Genomic DNA, 18,761 nt, shown 5'->3' on the forward strand with positions numbered 1-18,761 from the left:
AGCAACTCCATGTCCGAACGCGAGGTTTCAATAGTGATGACATCGGCGTCCATGTCGGCGATGGCCTTGATCACATCATTGAATTCGCTGTAGCACATGTGGGTGTGGATCTGGGTTTCGTCGCTTACACCCGATGCGCTCAAGCGGAAGGCCTCCACGGCCCAGTCCAGGTACGCCTGCCATTGCCCGCGTCGCAGGGGCAGGCCTTCGCGGAATGCAGCTTCGTCGATCTGCACGATTTTGATCCCGGCCTTTTCCAGGTCCAGCACTTCGTCACGCAGGGCCAGGGCCAGTTGTTGCGCCTGGACCTGACGCGAGACGTCCTCGCGAGGGAACGACCACATCAGCATGGTCACGGGGCCGGTGAGCATGCCCTTCATCACCTTGTCGGTCAGGCTTTGGGCGTAGCGGATCCAGTCGACGGTCATCGCTTTCGGCCGGCTGATGTCGCCGTAGATGATTGCCGGCTTCACACAACGCGAACCGTAGCTCTGGACCCAGCCGAAACGGGTGAAGGCATAGCCGTCCAGTTGTTCGGCGAAATATTCCACCATGTCGTTGCGTTCGGCTTCGCCATGTACCAGCACATCCAGGCCCAGGCGTTCCTGGATCTGCACGGCATGGCGGATCTCAGTGTGCATGGCGTCCTGATAATCGTTGGCCGACAGCTTGTCTTGCTTGTAGGCCTGGCGCGCCAGGCGAATCGCCGGAGTCTGCGGGAATGAACCAATGGTGGTGGTGGGAAACGCCGGCAGTTTCAGCCGGGCGCGCTGCTGCTCCATGCGCTGGGCAAACGGCGAGCGCCGCTGGCTGTCCTGTGGCCCTATCGCGGCGAGGCGGGCCTGAACCTCGGCTTTGTGAATGCGTGTCGAGCCGGCACGACGAGCATGCACGTCGCGGCTGTCGGCCAAGGCGTGTTGCACACCGGGTGCCTGGGGGTCGTTGAGCGCATCGCGCAGTACCGCCACTTCACCGCATTTCTGCACGGCAAAGGCCAGCCAGCTCTTGAGTTCAGGGTCCAGTCGGTCTTCACGCTCCAGGTCCACGGGGCTGTGCAACAGTGAGCAAGAGGTGCTGACCCAGAGGTTGTCGCCAAAACGCTCCTGGGCCGGCTGCAATTGCGCCAGCGCCTGTTCCAGTTCACAGCGCCAGACATTGCGACCATTGACCAGCCCCACCGACAGGATTTTGTAGGTCGGCAGGCGATCGAGCACCTGGCCCAGTTGTTCCGGCGCCCGTACCGCGTCGATGTGCAAACCGTCCACCGGCAGGCTCACCGCCAGGCCGAGGTTGTCTTCCAGACCACTGAAATAGGTCGCCACCAGCTTTTTCAGCGGCGAATACTGAAGGATGTGATAGGCCCGCTCGAACGCGCTTTTCCAGGCCAGGGGCAGGTCGAGAGTGAGGATCGGCTCGTCGATCTGTACCCATTCCACGCCCTGGGCCTTGAGGCGATTGAGGATTTCACCGTAGACCGGCAACAGACGTTCAAGCAGGTCGAGCTTGTCGAAGTCCTCGCCCTTGGCCTTGCCCAGCCACAGATACGTCAAAGGGCCGATGATCACCGGTTTGACCCGATGTCCCAGGGCATGGGCCTCGTCCACTTCCTCGAACAATTGCTCCCAACTCAGGGCGAAGCGCTGGTCGGCGGAAAACTCCGGGACCAGATAGTGGTAGTTGGTGTCGAACCACTTGGTCAGTTCCTGAGCGTATTGGGCTTGCCCGTGATCAGCTCCGCAGCAGGCAGCGGTGGCGCCTCGGGCCATGGCGAACAGGGTGTCGAGGGTCGGCTTGGCCTGGGCGTCGAGGGTGTTGTGGAATCGCGACGGGACGGCACCCAGGGTCAAAGTGTGGCTGAGCACCTGGTCGTACCAGGCGAAATCACCGACCGGCAGCAGGTCGATGCCGGCCTCTTTCTGCAGTTGCCAGTGCCGGGCCCGCAGTTCACGGCCCACCGCTTGCAGCGCGGCCGGTGCCAGGTCGCCCTTCCAGTAGGCTTCGAGGGCTTTTTTCAGTTCGCGGTCGGCGCCGATGCGGGGAAAACCTAAGGTGTGGGCCAGGGCCATGGTGTGTGTCCTCCTGTAAAAGATGGCGCCATTGTCGACAGCCAGCCCCACATGAGACAAACTCAACCTTTTCGTGTTGATCACGAGTTTTACTCATGGAGCCCACGGTGCTTGAAATCCGCCACCTCAAGACCCTGCACGCCCTGCGCGAAGCCGATAGCCTGGTCGAAGCCGCCGAACGCCTGCACCTGACCCAGTCCGCCCTTTCCCACCAGTTCAAGGAACTGGAAGAACGCTTGGGCATGCAGTTATTCGTGCGCAAGACCAAACCGGTGCGTTTCACCAGTGCCGGCCTGCGCCTGCTGCAACTGGCCGACGCCACCCTGCCGTTGCTGCGCAGCGCCGAGCGGGACATCGGTCGGTTGGCCGGAGGCACCGCCGGGCGCTTGCACATGGCCATCGAGTGCCACAGTTGCTTTCAGTGGCTGATGCCCACCATCGACCAGTTCCGCGACGCCTGGCCGGAAGTCGAACTGGACCTGGCCTCGGGCTTCGCCTTCGCCCCACTGCCGGCCCTGGCCCGGGGCGACCTGGACCTGGTGGTGACCTCCGACCCGCTGGAACTGGCGGGCATCACCTACGTGCCGCTGTTCACCTACGAAGCGATGCTCGCCGTAGCCAACCAGCACCGACTGGCGAACAAACCCTACATCGTGCCCGAAGACCTGGTCAGCGAAACCCTGATCACCTACCCGGTGGAGCGCGATCGCCTGGACATCTTCACCCGTTTCCTGGAACCGGCCGACATCGAACCGGCCCAGGTGCGCACGTCTGAACTGACGGTGATGATGATGCAACTGGTGGCCAGCGGTCGTGGCGTCTGCGGCATGCCCCATTGGGCACTGCATGAATACAGCTCGCGGGGCTACGTGAAGGCCAAGCGACTGGGAGAGAAAGGTTTGTTCGCCACGCTGTATGCGGCGGTGCGCACCGACATGCTCGATGCGCCCTACATGCGCGACTTTCTGCTGACGGCCAAGGATACTTCGTTTTCGACGTTGGATGGGGTGAGTGCCGTTCGGTAATACCGAGTCGCGCCCATCGCGAGCAGGCTCGCTCCCGCAGGGATTTGTTGGGTGGCATCGATAGTGTTTACGGCACAAATCCCCTGTGGGAGCGAGCCTGCTCGCGATGGCGGTATGTCAGCCAACAGTGATGGTGGATGTGCAGCCGCTATCGCAAGTTCAGCTCGCCCCACAGGGGGGTTGGTTGGCACGCCATAGAAGCCGCCCCCGGACAGAGGATGGCGGTAGGTTTAGAGCTCTAGCCACATATGGATCTTGTCGAGGTAGTCCTCGTCCACCCGTATCGCCATCGGCTCCAGGCCGTACAGCACGAAACCGCAGCGCTGGTAGAGCCTGACGGCAGGATCGTTGCCGGCGGTGACGGTCAGTTGCACCAGCCGTAAAAACGAATGGCGTCGGGCTTCTTCGAGTGTCGCCTGCACCAGTTGGTAGCCGAGGCCAGCGTGGCGATGAGAGTCAGCGACGTACATGCCGAACAACGTGGCCTTGTGCCGGGCTTTTTCCCGCGGCTCCAGGGACAGCCCGACAATGCCCACCAGTTCATGCTCGACAAACGCCCCCAACAACACATCCAGCCGACTGCTCAGACGTGATTCCCACCACCTCATGGGCATCGCCGCTCGCTCGCTGACGCTGGAGGTGAAAGCTTGGGGATGAAGCGCGTAGGCCTGGAGCATCAGGTCGCGATACGCCTGGGCATCACCCGCTGCAAGCCGTCGAATGCTCACGCCGAACGCCGTTGTTCAAGCATCAGGCGCAACGCCAGCGCGCCGAGCACAAACCCCATGAAGTAGCGCTGCGCCGCCAACCAGGTGGGGTTATGGACGAACCAGGAGGCAATGCCGGCGGCGAACAAGGCAATCAGCAGGTTGACGCTGAAACTGACGCTGATCTGGGTCAGCCCGAGGATGATGCTCTGGATGAACAACGAGCCGTGTTCCGGACTGATGAACTGCGGGAACACCGACAGGTAAAACACTGCAATCTTTGGATTCAGGGCACTGGTGAGGAACCCCATGGTGATCAGCTTGCGCGTCGAGTCCGCCGGCAGTTGCTGGGCCTGGAACGGCGAACGTGCGCCGGGCTTGACTGCCTGCCAGGCCAGCCACAACAGGTACAGCGCGCCGGCCCATTTCAACACCTCATAGGCCATGGGCACCGCCAGGAACACCGCCGTCAGCCCCGCCGCCGCGGCAAACATGTGCACGAAGAAGCCCGCCACCACCCCCAGCAGGGAGGTGACGCCGGCTTTGCGGCCCTGGCAGATCGAACGGGAAATCAGGTAGATCATGTTCGGGCCGGGCGTGAGCACCATCAGCAACGCGGCGGCGGCGAAAATCAGCAGGTCCGGCAATGGAATCATGGGCGTCAGTCCTTGAGTCTGGGGTCAGCACGTCTCGAGAAGGCTGGCTCGATAAAACGGCAGGATCACCTCGCCTGTCAACGGCGCCAGCAGCAGATCGCTGTCACTGGCCGGGTCGATCCAGCGCACTTCTTCAATCTCGGCGGCGGGAGAAACCGGTGCATCGATGCTCAGTAAAAAAACGTCAGCCTGCACGACAAAACCCGGCTCGTTGGCGGCCGGGGCACTGAACGCCCCCAGGTAACGGGCCTGTGCCGGATCAATCGTCAGCCCAAGCTCTTCGTCCAGCTCACGGGCCAGGGCCTGGACCGGTTGCTCATGGGCCTCGATCTTGCCGCCCGGCTGCATGAAGGCCTGGGTGCCGCGCTTGCGCACCAGTAAGGTCCGGCCGTCCGGTCCGATCAACAGAGCGGCGGCGATGCGGATGATGGGAGTGGTCATGATGAAATGCCCTGGGCAGAAAATGCTCGCAAGGGTACAGAGCGCAGCGACGGGAGCAAAGCCCGGCGCCGCCTTCAGACGCCACACAAAACCACTGTGGGAGCAGTTTTTGTGGGAGCCAAGCTCGCTCCCACAGGATGACTGTACTCTCAGTCAGATCTGCATCACCCCAACATCGGCTTCGGCACAGAAGGGTCTGCCTCTTCGGGGATTTTGACGAACACGCTGTAGCGCGCCCCTTCCATCGCTTCGAAAGCAATGAGCTTTTCCACCAGAGGCGCGCTCAGCACCTTGCCGGCGTTGAGCAACAGCATGCCGTTGTCGGCGTTGAGGTTGCGCGCCAGGATCATGCCGGCCGTCAGGTCGCGGGTTGTCATGACCTGCACCGTCGGATCCGACAAGGTCACGTCGTCCAGGTATTCACCGCACGCCTTGATGAAGTCCTCCACCATGCCCGGGTCGTACAGTTTGCCGGCGTATTTGCGGATGTAGACCAGCGCCTCGTCGCTGTTCATCTGCCGCTCCAGGATCAACCCGCGCTGCAGTTCGATGAAGTCCACCGCCAGTTTCAACAGCCGCGAGCCGAACGGAATGGCCTCGCCTCGCAGATGGTCGGGAAAACCGCTGCCGTCCCAACGTTCCTGGTGATGGAGGATGATGCGCGCGGCGTCTTTCATCGGGTCCAAGGTCATCAGCAGCGACTCGCTCTGCTTCGGATAGGCCCGGTAAAGATCAAGCTCGGTGTGGTGCAGCATGTCGGCGGGCGTGACCATCATGTTGTCGGTCCAGCTCAGTTTGCCGATGTTGTAGAGCGCCGCGGCCATGGTCAGGTCGCGGTCGGTGGACTCGTCCAGAAAGTGCAGCCTGCTGTAGACCCGGATCAGCTCGATGATCTGCCGGTTGGTCTGCTTGGCCTTGGGCAGGCGCAGGTTTGCGATCAGCGAAAACACTTCGGTGCCGGTCACATAGCTGCGCTTGAGCTCGTCATAGGCCAGGTCGAGCATGTCGGCGGTCTGCTGCAGCTCGGCGGTGCGCGACGCCACGCGTTTTTCCAGGGTGGTGTTGAGTATCCGCAGCTGTTCGTTCTGTTCGCGGTTCAGCGCTTCGAGGCGCTGGCGCTCGCTTTCGGAGTGCTGGTGCGCCAGGGCCTGACGCAGGGCCTGCACCAGTTCCTCGTCGTTCCAGGGTTTGCTGAGGTAGCGATACAACTGCCCCTCGTTGATGGCCTTGGTCATCATGTCCACATCGGCATAACCGGTGAGCAGGATGCGCAAGGTCGATGGATAAAGCTTGCGAATCTGCGCCAACAAAGTGGCGCCGTCCATGTTGGGCATGCGGGCATCGGTCATGACCAGGTCGACCGGCCGCTCCTTGAGGATTTCCAGGGCTTTGGCGCCACTGTCAGCCAGCAGGATTTCGTACGGCTGGCTGCGCAATAACCGACGCAGGCTATTGAGAATCGACTCTTCATCATCGACCAACAGTACCGTCGGCTTCCTGACCGGTACATCCTGCGATTGATCTTCCATTGGACCCCCCTCCTGTTAACGACACCTGTTCTACGCTACCCCCGAATTAGAGGCTAGTAGATTGCGTGAATTTAGACACGATTTTGCCTTGACCGGCCGAGCGCATCTCAATGAGACAGCTATGCTGTAGACCATGAAGGGCCAAGTACAGGCCAGAATACTCATGCCAACGGAAGGGATATCAGATGTATCCACGGTTCAACAGTCAGCATCGCGACGGTGCACGGCCATGAGCCTGCCGACGGAAAGGGCCAACCGGCGGATCCTGATCGTCGATGACACTCCGACGATTCACGAGGATTTTCGTAAGATCCTCAGCCCCCATGCTATCCCCGAGGACAGCCTGAGCAGCGCTGAAGCAGCCCTGTTCGGCGCGCCTGTGGCGGTTGCCAGCCAGAGTTTCGTGCTCGATTCGGCCTTCCAGGGCATGGAAGCCCTGAACAAGGTCGAATCTGCCTTGGCCGAGGGCAAACCCTACGCCATGGCGTTCATCGACATGCGTATGCCCCCTGGCTGGGACGGCCTTGAAACCATCGAACGGCTATGGCGCGTCGACCCCAAGCTGCAAGTGGCGCTGTGCACCGCCTATTCCGATTATTCCTGGGAAGACATCGCCGAGCGCCTCGAACTGGGCGACCGCCTGCTCATCCTGAAAAAACCCTTCGATGCCATCGAGATCCGCCAGATGGCCAGTACCCTGACCGTCAAATGGCAGATGACCGAAGACGCGGCGCTGAAAATGGACATGCTCGAACGCGCGGTGCAGGAGCGCACGCGGGAACTGGCCGACGCCAATATCATCGTGCAGAACAGCCCGACCATCCTGTATCGCCTGCGTGGCGAGCCGCCGTTCGCGCTGATGTACATTTCCCACAACATCACCAAGTTCGGCCACGCGGCGGCGCAACTGGTCAACTCGCCGGACTGGGCGCAAACCCTGATCCATCCCGACGACCAAAGCAAGATCGACGACGCCATGGTCCGCGTCTTGAACCGCGACACGGCGGGGGCGTCCATCGAGTTCCGCATGCGCACCGGCGACGGCACGTTCCGCTGGGTGGAAAACCGCTACATTCCGGTGCGCAACGAACAGGGCCTGCTGCTGGAAGTGGAAGGCATCATTCTTGACATCACCGAACGCAAGCTGGCCGAGGAGAAAATCGCCCTGCTGGCCCGCACCGACGGCCTGACCGGGCTGGCCAACCGCGCCACCATGATCGAGCGCCTGCATCAAGCCTTTGCCGCGGCTCGCCGGGGAGCGGCGCCGTTTGCGATGTTTTACCTGGACCTGGACCATTTCAAGCGGATCAACGACACCCTGGGTCACCCGATCGGCGACCTGCTGCTGCAGGAGGTCGCCGCACGCATCAAGGGCTGTACCCGGGAAAACGACGTGGTAGCGCGCCTGGGTGGCGACGAGTTCGCCATCCTGCAACTGGATGTCCACGAAGCGACCCATTGCGCCGCCCTGGCCGCCAAGATCCGGGATGCCCTGGTGGCGCCCTATTCCCTGGACGGCAACGAAGTGCGGATCTCCGTGAGCATCGGCATCAGCCTGTATTCCTCCCAGAGCCAAAGCGCCGACAGCCTGATGGCACAGTCCGACATGGCCTTGTACCGGTCCAAGGAAAAGGGCCGCAACCAGTACCATTTCCATAGCGAGGAGATTAATCAGGAAGTCACCGACCGCGTCGCCCTGGCCAATGACCTGCGCCAGGCCATCGAAAACAACGAGCTGCATTTGCACTACCTGCCGGAGGTCGACCTGGGCACCGGCAAAATCCTGGGCATGGGCGTGCAAGTGCGCTGGAACCACCCTGAGCGCGGCTGGCTGGAGCCGGCGTCGTTCATGCCGGCCGCCGAGAAGACCGGGATCATCGTTGGCCTGGGGCATTGGGTGCTGGACCAGGCCTGTCAACAGATGCGCCAGTGGCGTGACCAGGGCATGGCGCCCCCGGTGATCGCCATCGACCTCTGCCTGACGCAACTCAAGACCGGTCCGGAGCTGATCTATGACGTGCTGCGCACCACCGCCCGCTGGGAACTGGCCCCTTGGGACCTGCGCTTTGACGTCACCGAGGCCACCCTGGCGCAAACCAAGTGGACCCACAACGACGTGCTGCCACGTCTGTGCGAACTGGGCGTACAAATTGCCATCGATGATTTCGGCACCGAGTACTCCTCGTTCGATTACCTCAAGACCTACCGGGTCAACCATCTCAAGCTCGCCCAACGGTTTCTCGACAGCGCCAACGTCGACCCCGAGAACGCAATGACGCTGCGAGCGATCATCAATTTCGCCCGGGATGTGGGCATCGGGATCATTGCCGAGGGCGTCGAAACCCAGGAGCAACGCACCACGCTGATGTCCAGCGGCGGGTCGATGCAGGCCCAGGGGCATTACTTCAGCACTGCCGTAGACAGTGGGCAAGCCAGCGAACTGCTCAAGGCCGGCACCATCGTTCCCGTGACGGACCATTGGACCCGGCCTGCCAGCCAGTTATCGGAGAGCAACCCATGAACCCCATGTCGGTGCCGGCGAACAGGCGAATCCTGGTGGTGGACGACACCCCGGCGATCCACCAGGACTTCCGCAAGATCCTCAGCCCGGGCGCCGGTAGCGACGACTCGCTGGACGACACTGAAAGCCTGCTGTTTGGCACGCCCCAGGTCAGCCGCCTGCAATTTCAGATCGACTCGGCCTATCAGGGCGAAGAGGCATTGGAACTGGTCAAGCGCGCCCAGGCCGAAGGCCAGCCCTATGCGCTGGTGTTCGCCGACATGCGCATGCCGCCGGGCTGGGACGGCCTGCAAACCATCGAGCGTTTGTGGGAGGCCGACCCACGGCTGCAAATCGCGCTGTGCACGGCGTTTTCGGATTATTCCTGGGAAACCATGTCCGAACGCATCGAGTTCGACGATCAGTTGCTGATCCTGAAGAAACCCTTCGACACCCTGGAAATCCGCCAGATGGCCAGTGCCATGACCTGGAAATGGCAACTGGCCCAGGATGCGGCGAGAAAAATGCGCAGTCTGGAGCGCACCATCGAGGAACGGGTCCAGGAGTTGCTGAAAGTCTCCCACTTGCTGCAATACGACGTACTCACCGAGCTACCCAACAGCATGTTGCTCGGTGATCGCCTGACCCAGGCCATGGCCCAGTGCCGTCGCCACGACCGGCAACTGGCGGTGATGTTCATCGGCATGGACCGTTTCAAGCGTATCAATAACGCACTGGGGCACCCGGTGGGCGACGAAATGCTCAAGCGGGTGGCCCGGGCGCTGGCAACGGTGGTGCGTGAATCCGACTCGGTGTTTCGCTACGGCTCCGATGAGTTCGTGGTGATACTGGGAGACATCACCGACTCGCAACAGACCAAAGGCGTGGCCGACAAACTGCTGACGGCCATCAGCACGCCCCACCCCATCGACGGACACGACCTGACCGTTACCGCAAGCCTGGGCATCAGCATGTATCCGGCCGACGGTTTCGATGCCGTGGCGTTGATCAAAAAAGCCGAAACGGCGATGCGCAACGTCAAGGAAACCGGCCCCAACGACTACCGTTTTTTCACTGAAGACATGAACCGTCGGGCGCGACAGCAGCAAACCATCGAATCGGGCCTGCGCCTGGCCTTGCAACGCAAGGAGTTCGTGCTGCACTACCAGCCCAAGATCGATCTGAGGAGCGGCAAAGTGGTCGGCGCCGAAGCGCTGGTGCGCTGGAACCGGCCTGACATCGGCTTGATCTATCCATCGGACTTCATCCCCGTGGCCGAAGACAGCGGCCTGATCGTCCCGCTGAGCCAATGGGTGCTCCAGGAAGCCTGCCAGCAGGCCTGTCGCTGGCAAGCCGATGGCATGCGCCCGCTCTACCTGTCGGTCAACGTCTCCACCATCGATTTTCGCCAGCGCGGTTTCGTCGAAGGCATCGCCCGGACCCTCAAGGAAACCGGTCTCGACCCGACACAGTTAGAACTGGAGATCACCGAAAGCGTACTGATGCAGAACGTCGACACCACCGTCGCCATCCTCAAGGCCGTCAAGCGCCTGGGAATACGGCTGGCCATCGACGATTTCGGCACCGGCTACTCGAGCCTGAGCTACCTGCAGAAATTTCCGGTGGATGTGTTGAAGATCGATCAGTCGTTCGTCGGCGACCTGAGCATCGACAGTAATGACGCAAAGCTGGTGAGCACCATCATCAGCCTGGGCAAGAGCCTGAACCTGCACATCATTGCCGAAGGCGTGGAAACCCTTGAGCAACTGGAGTTCCTCAAGGCTCACCAGTGCGAGGAAGCCCAGGGGTACTACTTCAGCAAGGCCGTGGAGCCACAAGCCTTTGCCCTGTGGATGAGCGAGTGGGAACAACACCACAACCCGTTTGCGTGAACACACCTGAGTTCCATCAACCAAAAGTTTCAAGGAAAGCATCCCATGGCGTCACATGGACTGATTCTGGCTCTCGGCCTGCTGGTGGGATTGAGCGTGACCGTTCACGCCGAGCCGTTGGATGAACCGCTCAAACCACTGCCTCCCGTGCCGACTCTGGACCCCAAGCGCGTCCAGTTGGGCCTGCGGCTTTTCAACGACCCGCGGCTGTCGGTCAACAACACCCTGTCCTGTGCCAGTTGCCATCGCCTGGACAAGGGTGGCGCCGACGACAAACAGTTTTCCCTGGGCTTCGACGGTAAACCAGTGGAGTTCAATACACCCACGGTGTTCAACGCCAGCCTGAACTTCCATCAGTTCTGGGACGGCCGCGTCGACACTCTGGAAGAACAGGTGCACATCGTCGTGACCAGCCCTGCGGAAATGGGCAGTACCTGGGAAACGGTGCTCAAGCGCATCGGCCAGGATCCGGACTACGCCCGGGATTTTAACGATGCCTACCCCGACGGCGTGACCCAGGCCAACATCCAGGGTGCCCTGGCCGACTATGAACGCACCCTGCTGACCCCAAATTCACGTTTCGACCAGTACCTGCTGGGCAACACCGACATCCTCACACCCCGGGAAAAGTTCGGTTACCAGCGCTTCAAGGAATACGGCTGCATCGCCTGCCACCAGGGCGTGAACATCGGCGGCAACATGTTCCAGAAATTCGGCGTGATGGGCGACTACATCCAGGACCGGGGCAACCCTACCCGGGCCGACGAGGGCCGCTTCAACGTCACTGGCGACGAGGCTGACCGCCAGGTTTTCAAGGTGCCGAGTCTGCGTAACGTCGCCATCACCGCCCCGTACTTTCACGCCGGGTCAGCGCCTACCCTGGAGAACGCGGTGGAAGTGATGTTCAAGTACCAGTTGGGCCGTGAACCCTTGAAGAACGACACGGAACTGATCGTCGAATTCCTCAAGCCCCTCCCCGGCGAACGGGAGGGCAAGCCGCTATGACCGCCCTGCGTCGCCTCGGTCTGGCATTCGTCGGCCTCTTGCTGGTGTCGATCCTGCTGTTCATGTACATCCAGTCAAGTGCACAGCAGGCCGCCTCGTACATTGAATCTCGGGACCTGATCCGCCTGCTCAAACAGCAGGACGCCATCTGGGACAACGAAGTCCTTAAATCCCGGATGGCTTTGAGCCAAAACTATGACCCCCTAGTCTCGCCCCTCAATGAGATGGCACGTCTGTGGCAGCGCCTCAACGCCATCGAATCGGAACCGGCTCGCCACGCACCGTCAAGCTGGGAACAGGAGCGCGACGAATACCTCAAGGCGGTGAAGGAGAAAACCCGCCTGGTGGAAAGATTCAAATCCCACAATGCGGTACTGCGCAATTCCCTCGCCTTCCTGCCCACCGCCGAAGATGACATCCAGGCCCAGTTCGCCCAGCTTTCGGACGCCGACAAACTGCAGCTGCAAAACGTTGCCATCGATACCTACGACCTGTTGCTCAGTTCCATGGAGTTCGCCCATCTGGCCACCCGTGAGCAAGCCGCCGAAGTGCTGCTAGGCCTGAATCGGCTGGACGTCAACAAGGAGCGTCTGCCGGAAAGCCTGCAAAAATCCGTCGATATCCTGAGCAGGCACATCGCGCTGATCTTGCGCGAACAACCCAGGGTCAATGACCTCTTGCAGGGAATCGAAGCCGTTCCCGTGGCCGGCCGACTGGACACCATCACCAGCCTGCTGGACAAAGACCAGGAGAAAGCTGCCGCCAGGCATCAGCGCAACCATATTCTTCTGCTGGTTTTCGCCACGTTCCTGGTGTTGATCCTGATCTGGCTGGCCATCCGGCTGATGCGCAGCTTCGCCGAAACCAAACGCGCCAACAACGCCCTGCAAACCGCCAACGACGAGCTGGAGGTACGGGTCGAAGAGCGCACCCGCCAACTCAAGGACACCCAGAGCGAACTGATGGACACCGCCCGTCAGGCCGGCATGGCGGAAATCGCCACCAACGTGCTGCACAACGTTGGCAACGTGCTCAACAGTGTGAACATCTCCGCCGATCTGATCAGCCGTAAACTGCGCAGCAGCAAGGCCCTGGGACTGGGCAAGGCGATGCAACTGATCAATGAACACCCCCACGACCTGGGGCACTTCCTTACCGAAGACGAAAAAGGCAAGCTGTTGCCCGGCTATCTGAACCAGTTGGTGGAGGCCATCGCGGTCGAACAGCAAGGCCTTACCGACGAGTTGGCCCAGTTGAGCAAGAGCGTGGATCACATCAAGGATATTGTCTCCACCCAGCAATCCTATGCCGGTGCCAACTGTCTGGTGGAGCCCCTGGTGGTCAGCGAACTGCTCGAAGACGCCCTGCGCATGAACTCCGGCGCCCTGACCCGTCACCACGTGACGGTGCTCAAGGAGTACGGCGACGTGCCGCGGATCCTGGGCGACAAGCACCGTTTGCTGCTGATCCTGATCAACCTGATCAGCAACGCTAAATACGCCATGGCAGGAGTTTCCAACCGCGCACGGAACATGACCCTCAAGGCCACGGTCGTCAATGACGAAACCTTGCAGATCAGCGTCAAGGATGAAGGCGAAGGCATCCCGGCGGAAAACATGACGCGTATCTTCGCCCATGGTTTTACCACCCGTAAGGAAGGCCACGGGTTCGGTTTGCACAGTTGCGCGCTCGCGGCCATTGAGATGAACGGCCACCTCACCGCTCACAGTGAGGGACCAGGCACAGGAGCAACGTTCGTGTTGCAACTGCCCTTGAAACTCGCAGAAGGTGAGCATGAATAATCTGAGCAACCGCCGCATCCTGTTGATCGACGATACACCGGCCATCCATGACGATTTCCGCAAAATCCTCACGCCGGAGGATCAGGTCAATGTCGATCTACTGGACATGGAAAACGCCTTGTTCGGCGACGCACCGAAACCGGCCGGCACCGTATTCGAACTCGACTCGGCCTACGGCGGCCAGGAAGGTCTGAACAAACTGCTGCAAGCGCTGGCAACGGAGCACCCTTATGCATTGGCCTTTGTCGACATGCGCATGCCCGAGGGCTGGGATGGCGCCAAAACCATCGAGGAACTCTGGAAGCACGACCCACTGTTGCAAGTGGTGGTCTGCACCGCCTACTCGGACTATTCCTGGGACGAACTGCTGGACCGCCTCAATGGCCATGACCGGTTGCTGATTCTGAAGAAACCCTTCGACAACATCGAAGTCCAGCAAATGGCCAACACCCTGACCACCAAGTGGGAAATGACTTCCCGCGCGCAATTGCAGATGAGCAAACTCGAGGAGCTGGTGGAGCAGCGGACCCAGGCGTTCAAACAGGCCAGTTCTTTGCTGCAGATGGAAATCGACGAACGCAAGATGCTGGAAAGCCAGTTGGTCCAGTCGGAAAAACTCGCCTCGCTGGGCCAGTTGGCCGCCGGGGTCGCTCACGAAATCAACAACCCGATCGGTTTCATTTCTTCCAATCTGGGGGCCCTGGATGGCTACTTTGGCAAACTCCAGGAGATGCTCCAGGCCTATGACAGTGCCGAGCAAGCCATTTCTTCGCCGGAACTGGTAGTGAATCTGAGAAAGCTGCGCGAGCAGGTGGAGCTGGACTTCCTCGTCGAGGACATTCCACTGCTGATCAAAGAGTCCAAGGACGGCATCAGTCGGGTCGGGCAGATCGTCAAGGACCTCAAGGACTTCTCCCGCGTCGACTCCAACCAGGAATGGCAGATGGCCAACTTGCAACAAGGCCTGGATTCGACGCTGAACATCGTCGCCAATGAAATCAAGTACAAGGCCGACGTGATCAAGCAATACAGCCCGTTGCCGGAAGTCGAATGCCTGCCGTCGCAGATCAACCAGGTGATCATGAACCTGATCGTCAACGCCGCCCAGGCCATCGGCCCCGAGCGTGGCACCATCACCTTGCGCAACGGCATTGAAGAAGACACCGTGTGGATCGAAGTCGCCGACAATGGCTCGGGCATGCCGCCTGAGACACTGCAAAAAATCTTCGACCCGTTCTTCACCACCAAACCTGTCGGCCAGGGCACGGGACTGGGACTTTCACTGTCCTACGGCATCGTGAAAAAACACAACGGCGAGATCACAGTGCGCAGCGAGGTCGGGGTGGGAACTACCTTCCGCGTGGAGTTGCCGGTGCGGCAGATGAAACAGGCGAGCTGAGATCGCGCTGTGTGGGAGCAAGGCTTGCCCGCGATGGAGGCGATGCGGTCTTCAGAAACCGAGGCGCCTGTTTAGCGAGCAGGGGTTGCCCCACCCCAGCGAGCATAAATCCCCTCGCCACAGTTGCCCGCCCTTTCGCTGCCAGCGCAGAATGCCTGCACCGCCCCACCCCATCGCTCACCCGAAGGAAACCGCATGAGCCTGTCTTTACTGAGCCGTTACGCCTTCTTTGCCGGCTGCGTAGTTTTCACCCTCGCCAGCCTGCCGTTTCTGCAACACGACTGGCTCTGGCCGATCACGCTGGTGACAGGGCTGTTAAGTCTGCTGGGACTGTTCGACCTGCTGCAGAACCGCCATGCCGTGCGTCGCAACTACCCGATCCTGGGTAATATCCGCTATCTGGTCGAAGGCATCCGCCCGGAAATTCGTCAGTACCTGCTCGAATCCGACAGCGACGCCCTGCCCTTCTCGCGCGCACAGCGTTCCCTGGTGTACTCCCGGGCCAAGAACGAAAGCGCCGACAAACCGTTCGGCACCCTGATCGATGTTTATCAGACCGGTTTCGAATTCATCGGCCATTCCATGCGCCCGGCTCCGTTAAGCGACCCCAGCGGTTTTCGCGTGACGGTCGGCGGACCGCAATGCACCCAACCGTATTCAGCGTCGGTGTTCAACATCTCCGCCATGAGCTTCGGTTCCCTGAGCGCCAACGCCATTCGGGCGTTGAACCAGGGCGCCAAGCTCGGCAATTTCGCCCACGACACGGGCGAAGGCAGCATCAGCCCTTATCACCGCGAACACGGCGGCGACCTGACCTGGGAACTGGGCAGCGGCTATTTCGGCTGTCGCACCCGTGAAGGTCGCTTCGACCCGGAGCGCTTCGCCGCCCAAGCGCAAAACCCGCAGGTGCGGATGATTGAAATCAAGATGAGCCAGGGCGCCAAGCCCGGCCATGGCGGAATTCTGCCCAAGCACAAGGTCACCCGGGAAATCGCCGAAACCCGTGGCATCCTCATGGGCGAGGACTGCGTTTCACCGTCACGCCACAGTGCTTTCTCCACACCGATCGAACTGATGCAGTTCGTCCAGCAATTGCGCGAACTGTCCGGTGGCAAACCAGTGGGTTTCAAGTTCTGCCTGGGCCACCCCTGGGAGTTCATGGGCATCGCCAAGGCCATGCTGGAAACCGGCATCCTGCCCGACTTCATCGTGGTGGACGGCAAGGAAGGTGGCACGGGTGCAGCGCCAGTGGAATTCACCGACCACATTGGCGTGCCGTTGCGCGAGGGCCTGCTGTTTGTCCACAACACCTTGGTGGGCCTGAACCTGCGGGACAAGATCAAGCTCGGCGCCAGCGGCAAGATCGTCAGCGCCTTCGACATCGCCAGCGTCCTGGCCATCGGTGCCGACTGGGCCAACGCCGCGCGGGGCTTCATGTTCGCCATCGGCTGCATCCAGTCCCAAAGCTGTCATACCAACAAATGCCCCACCGGCGTCGCCACCCAGGACACCCTGCGCCAGCGCGCCCTGGTTGTGCCGGACAAGGCCCAGCGGGTCTACAACTTCCACCGCAACACCCTCAAGGCCCTGGCCGAAATGCTCGCCGCCGCCGGCCTCGACCATCCTTCACAACTGCAACCCAAACATCTGGTCCGCCGCATGTCCGCCACTGAAATCAAGCTGTTTTCCCAGTTGCATGTGTTCTTGAAACCGGGGGAATTGCTGACGGGTGAGGTCAATGGGGAGTTTTATTCGCGGATGTGGCAGATGGCGCGGGCGGACAGTTTTGAGCCGCAGGAAGTCGCCGCCGCTTGACGGCAGTGCCATCAGGCATGAGACAGGATCCTCCACGGTACGAGGGGTATCCCCTTGAGAAAAAGCCCCGATCATTCGACCGGGGCTTTTCGTTTTATTGCCGGCAATTTATGAAGCGGTATCCATCGACCCCTGCACATCACCCGTGGGCTGCAACTTGAAGGTATAAAACAACACCGTCAGCAGCACCAGGAACGCCGGGCCCACGTAGAGGGCCACACGGGTGTCGGGGAAGTAGGCCATCAGGCCCACCACCAGCACCAGGAACGCCAGCGCCAAATACGAACTGACCGGGTACAGCCACATGCGGTATTTCAGGGCCGCACGTTCCGAAGCGCTCAGGCTTTTACGGAATTTGAGCTGGGCCAGCAGGATCATCACCCAGGTCCAGATCGCACCGAAGGTGGCGATGGAGGTCACCCAGACAAAGACTTTTTCCGGCACCAGGTAGTTGAGCAGCACGCCCAGCAGCAGCGCGGCGATGGACAGCAGCAACGCGCGGCGCGGCACGCCGTTGGCCGAGGTGGTGGCGAAACCAGCCGGGGCCTGGCCGTTCTGCGCCAGGCTGTAGAGCATGCGCCCGGTGCTGAAGATACCGCCGTTGCAGGACGACAGCGCCGCAGTGATCACCACGAAGTTGATGATGCCGGCGGCGGTCTTGATACCCAGGCGCTCGAAGGTCATCACGAACGGGCTGCCCTGGGTGCCGATTTCGTTCCAGGGGTAGATCGACAGGATCACAAACAGAGCGCCGACGTAGAACAGCAGGATCCGCCAGAACACCGAACCGATGGCGTTAGGGATGGTTTTCTGCGGGTTCTTCGCCTCACCGGCGGTCAGGCCGATCATTTCCACACCCAGGTAGGCGAACATCACCATTTGCAGGGACATCAACACACCCTGCACGCCGTTGGGCATGAAACCGCCGTGCGTCCAGAGGTTGGAAATACCCAGGGCCACGCCGTCGTTGCCGAACCCGAAAGCGATGATGCCCACGCCGCCGATGACCATGGCGATGATGGTGACGATCTTGATCAAGGCGAACCAGAACTCGAATTCGCCGAAGGCCTTGACCGCGATCAGATTGATCGAGCCCATGCTGATCAGTGCCGCCAGGGCCCAGATCCAGCGGGGCACGTCGGGGAACCAGATGCCCATGTACACCGCCACCGCGGTGATTTCCGCCACGCAGGTAACCAGCCACAGGAACCAGTAGTTCCAGCCGGTCAGGAAGCCCGCCAGCGGCCCGAGGTAGTCCTGGGCATAACGACTGAACGAGCCGGCCACCGGGTTGTGCACGGCCATCTCGCCGAGCGCACGCATGATCACCAGGATCGCCAGGCCACCAATGATGTAGGACAGCATGATTGCCGGACCGGCCATTTCGATGGCCTTGGCCGAGCCGAGGAACAGCCCGACACCGATGCAAGCGCCGAGCGCCATCAGGCGGATATGCCGCTCGCCGAGTTCACGTTTGAGCGGACCACCCTGAGCGGTCTCGCCATGGGGCAGATGATTGCCGACAGGCATAGGGATACAACCTCGTTTTGTTATTGGATTGACCACCGAGTCTCCAAAGCCGCAAGCCGATAGGCCTGCCACCTTGCCGAAACCGGGTCTGTTTTGTGGACAGACCGTCCTGTAGAACAAAAGCCGCAGGATCAGCGGGTCGTGCAGTATAAAAAGCCAGAGGCAGAGAGTTTCACTGTAAAACCAGGGAAAATCAGGGATAAACCTCATCCCTATACCCATCTATGGAGACGTATTGCCTGGGATTACAGTCAATTCGTAAAACGGCGCCGAGTATTGCACAGCGATGGTGCAGCGTCATGCCCGGGGACATGCCGATGGCTCTAGCGCAGGGTTCTTGGGCTGAACAGCCCCTGTGGCGAGGGAGCTTGCTCCCGCTGGGTGGCGCAGCCGC

General features: G+C 60.9%; 13 protein-coding genes. 7 read left to right on the forward strand and 6 right to left on the reverse strand.

The features are described 5' to 3' along the window. Positions 1-2,066, reverse strand: a 2,066-nt coding sequence (gene metE / locus GSM73_RS16875; protein ID WP_256676961.1) for a 5-methyltetrahydropteroyltriglutamate--homocysteine S-methyltransferase, incomplete at its 3' end; no start/stop codon positions are given. 107 nt (positions 2,067-2,173) lie between these two features. Between metE and metR the strand changes: the two genes are divergently transcribed. Next, entirely contained in the window at positions 2,174-3,091 is a 918-nt protein-coding gene (gene metR / locus GSM73_RS16880) for a transcriptional regulator MetR (protein WP_047230407.1), read from the forward strand. 230 nt (positions 3,092-3,321) lie between these two features. On the opposite strand, the gene GSM73_RS16885 is transcribed toward metR, so the two are convergent. From GSM73_RS16885 to GSM73_RS16900, 4 genes are all read right to left on the reverse strand, one after another. After that, on the reverse strand, positions 3,322-3,819 hold the full coding sequence (locus GSM73_RS16885; protein ID WP_160893302.1) for a GNAT family N-acetyltransferase: 498 nt from the start codon (positions 3,817-3,819) through the stop codon (positions 3,322-3,324). After that, entirely contained in the window at positions 3,816-4,454 is a 639-nt protein-coding gene (locus tag GSM73_RS16890; protein ID WP_160893304.1) for a LysE family translocator, read from the reverse strand. The genes GSM73_RS16885 and GSM73_RS16890 overlap by 4 nt, the downstream gene beginning before the upstream one ends. A gap of 24 nt (positions 4,455-4,478) precedes the next feature. Then, positions 4,479-4,895: an NUDIX domain-containing protein gene (locus tag GSM73_RS16895; protein WP_047230398.1), complete on the reverse strand. Its 417-nt coding sequence runs from the start codon at positions 4,893-4,895 to the stop codon at positions 4,479-4,481. Between the two features lie 164 nt (positions 4,896-5,059). Beyond that, positions 5,060-6,424 carry an HD domain-containing phosphohydrolase gene (locus GSM73_RS16900; protein ID WP_047230399.1) on the reverse strand — a complete coding sequence of 455 codons (1,365 nt, stop codon included), beginning with the start codon at positions 6,422-6,424 and terminating at the stop codon, positions 5,060-5,062. Between the two features lie 229 nt (positions 6,425-6,653). Between GSM73_RS16900 and GSM73_RS16905 the strand changes: the two genes are divergently transcribed. The 6 genes from GSM73_RS16905 (at position 6,654) to GSM73_RS16930 (ending at position 16,837) form a co-directional block, all read left to right on the forward strand. Further along, complete coding sequence (locus tag GSM73_RS16905) at positions 6,654-8,945, forward strand: EAL domain-containing protein (RefSeq protein WP_047230400.1); 2,292 nt, start codon at positions 6,654-6,656, stop codon at positions 8,943-8,945. Beyond that, complete coding sequence (locus GSM73_RS16910) at positions 8,942-10,816, forward strand: bifunctional diguanylate cyclase/phosphodiesterase (protein WP_160893306.1); 1,875 nt, start codon at positions 8,942-8,944, stop codon at positions 10,814-10,816. The genes GSM73_RS16905 and GSM73_RS16910 overlap by 4 nt, the downstream gene beginning before the upstream one ends. 45 nt (positions 10,817-10,861) lie before the next feature. Next, on the forward strand, positions 10,862-11,821 hold the full coding sequence (locus tag GSM73_RS16915; RefSeq protein WP_160893308.1) for a cytochrome-c peroxidase: 960 nt from the start codon (positions 10,862-10,864) through the stop codon (positions 11,819-11,821). Further along, complete coding sequence (locus GSM73_RS16920) at positions 11,818-13,623, forward strand: DAHL domain-containing protein (RefSeq protein ID WP_160893310.1); 1,806 nt, start codon at positions 11,818-11,820, stop codon at positions 13,621-13,623. The genes GSM73_RS16915 and GSM73_RS16920 overlap by 4 nt, the downstream gene beginning before the upstream one ends. Beyond that, on the forward strand, positions 13,616-15,022 hold the full coding sequence (locus GSM73_RS16925; RefSeq protein ID WP_107321936.1) for an ATP-binding protein: 1,407 nt from the start codon (positions 13,616-13,618) through the stop codon (positions 15,020-15,022). Before GSM73_RS16920 ends, GSM73_RS16925 begins: the two co-directional genes overlap by 8 nt. Before the next feature lie 195 nt (positions 15,023-15,217). Then, positions 15,218-16,837 carry an FMN-binding glutamate synthase family protein gene (locus tag GSM73_RS16930; protein ID WP_160893312.1) on the forward strand — a complete coding sequence of 540 codons (1,620 nt, stop codon included), beginning with the start codon at positions 15,218-15,220 and terminating at the stop codon, positions 16,835-16,837. Positions 16,838-16,945: 108 nt separating this feature from the next. On the opposite strand, the gene GSM73_RS16935 is transcribed toward GSM73_RS16930, so the two are convergent. Further along, positions 16,946-18,367: an amino acid permease gene (locus tag GSM73_RS16935; RefSeq protein WP_047230406.1), complete on the reverse strand. Its 1,422-nt coding sequence runs from the start codon at positions 18,365-18,367 to the stop codon at positions 16,946-16,948. Between the last annotated feature and the right edge of the window lie 394 nt (positions 18,368-18,761).

The sequence above is a fragment of the Pseudomonas sp. PICF6 genome, from assembly GCF_009831705.1.
In the GTDB taxonomy this organism is placed as follows: domain Bacteria; phylum Pseudomonadota; class Gammaproteobacteria; order Pseudomonadales; family Pseudomonadaceae; genus Aquipseudomonas; species Aquipseudomonas rhizophila.

Coding starts and splice junctions, on each gene's coding strand:
- GSM73_RS16910 (WP_160893306.1), top strand. CDS start 8,942: ATGAACCCCATGTCGGTGCCGGCGAACAGGCGAATCCTGGTGGTGGAC.
- GSM73_RS16930 (WP_160893312.1), top strand. CDS start 15,218: ATGAGCCTGTCTTTACTGAGCCGTTACGCCTTCTTTGCCGGCTGCGTA.
- GSM73_RS16900 (WP_047230399.1), bottom strand. CDS start 6,424: ATGGAAGATCAATCGCAGGATGTACCGGTCAGGAAGCCGACGGTACTG.
- GSM73_RS16895 (WP_047230398.1), bottom strand. CDS start 4,895: ATGACCACTCCCATCATCCGCATCGCCGCCGCTCTGTTGATCGGACCG.
- GSM73_RS16915 (WP_160893308.1), top strand. CDS start 10,862: ATGGCGTCACATGGACTGATTCTGGCTCTCGGCCTGCTGGTGGGATTG.
- GSM73_RS16935 (WP_047230406.1), bottom strand. CDS start 18,367: ATGCCTGTCGGCAATCATCTGCCCCATGGCGAGACCGCTCAGGGTGGT.
- GSM73_RS16920 (WP_160893310.1), top strand. CDS start 11,818: ATGACCGCCCTGCGTCGCCTCGGTCTGGCATTCGTCGGCCTCTTGCTG.
- GSM73_RS16890 (WP_160893304.1), bottom strand. CDS start 4,454: ATGATTCCATTGCCGGACCTGCTGATTTTCGCCGCCGCCGCGTTGCTG.
- GSM73_RS16905 (WP_047230400.1), top strand. CDS start 6,654: ATGAGCCTGCCGACGGAAAGGGCCAACCGGCGGATCCTGATCGTCGAT.
- GSM73_RS16925 (WP_107321936.1), top strand. CDS start 13,616: ATGAATAATCTGAGCAACCGCCGCATCCTGTTGATCGACGATACACCG.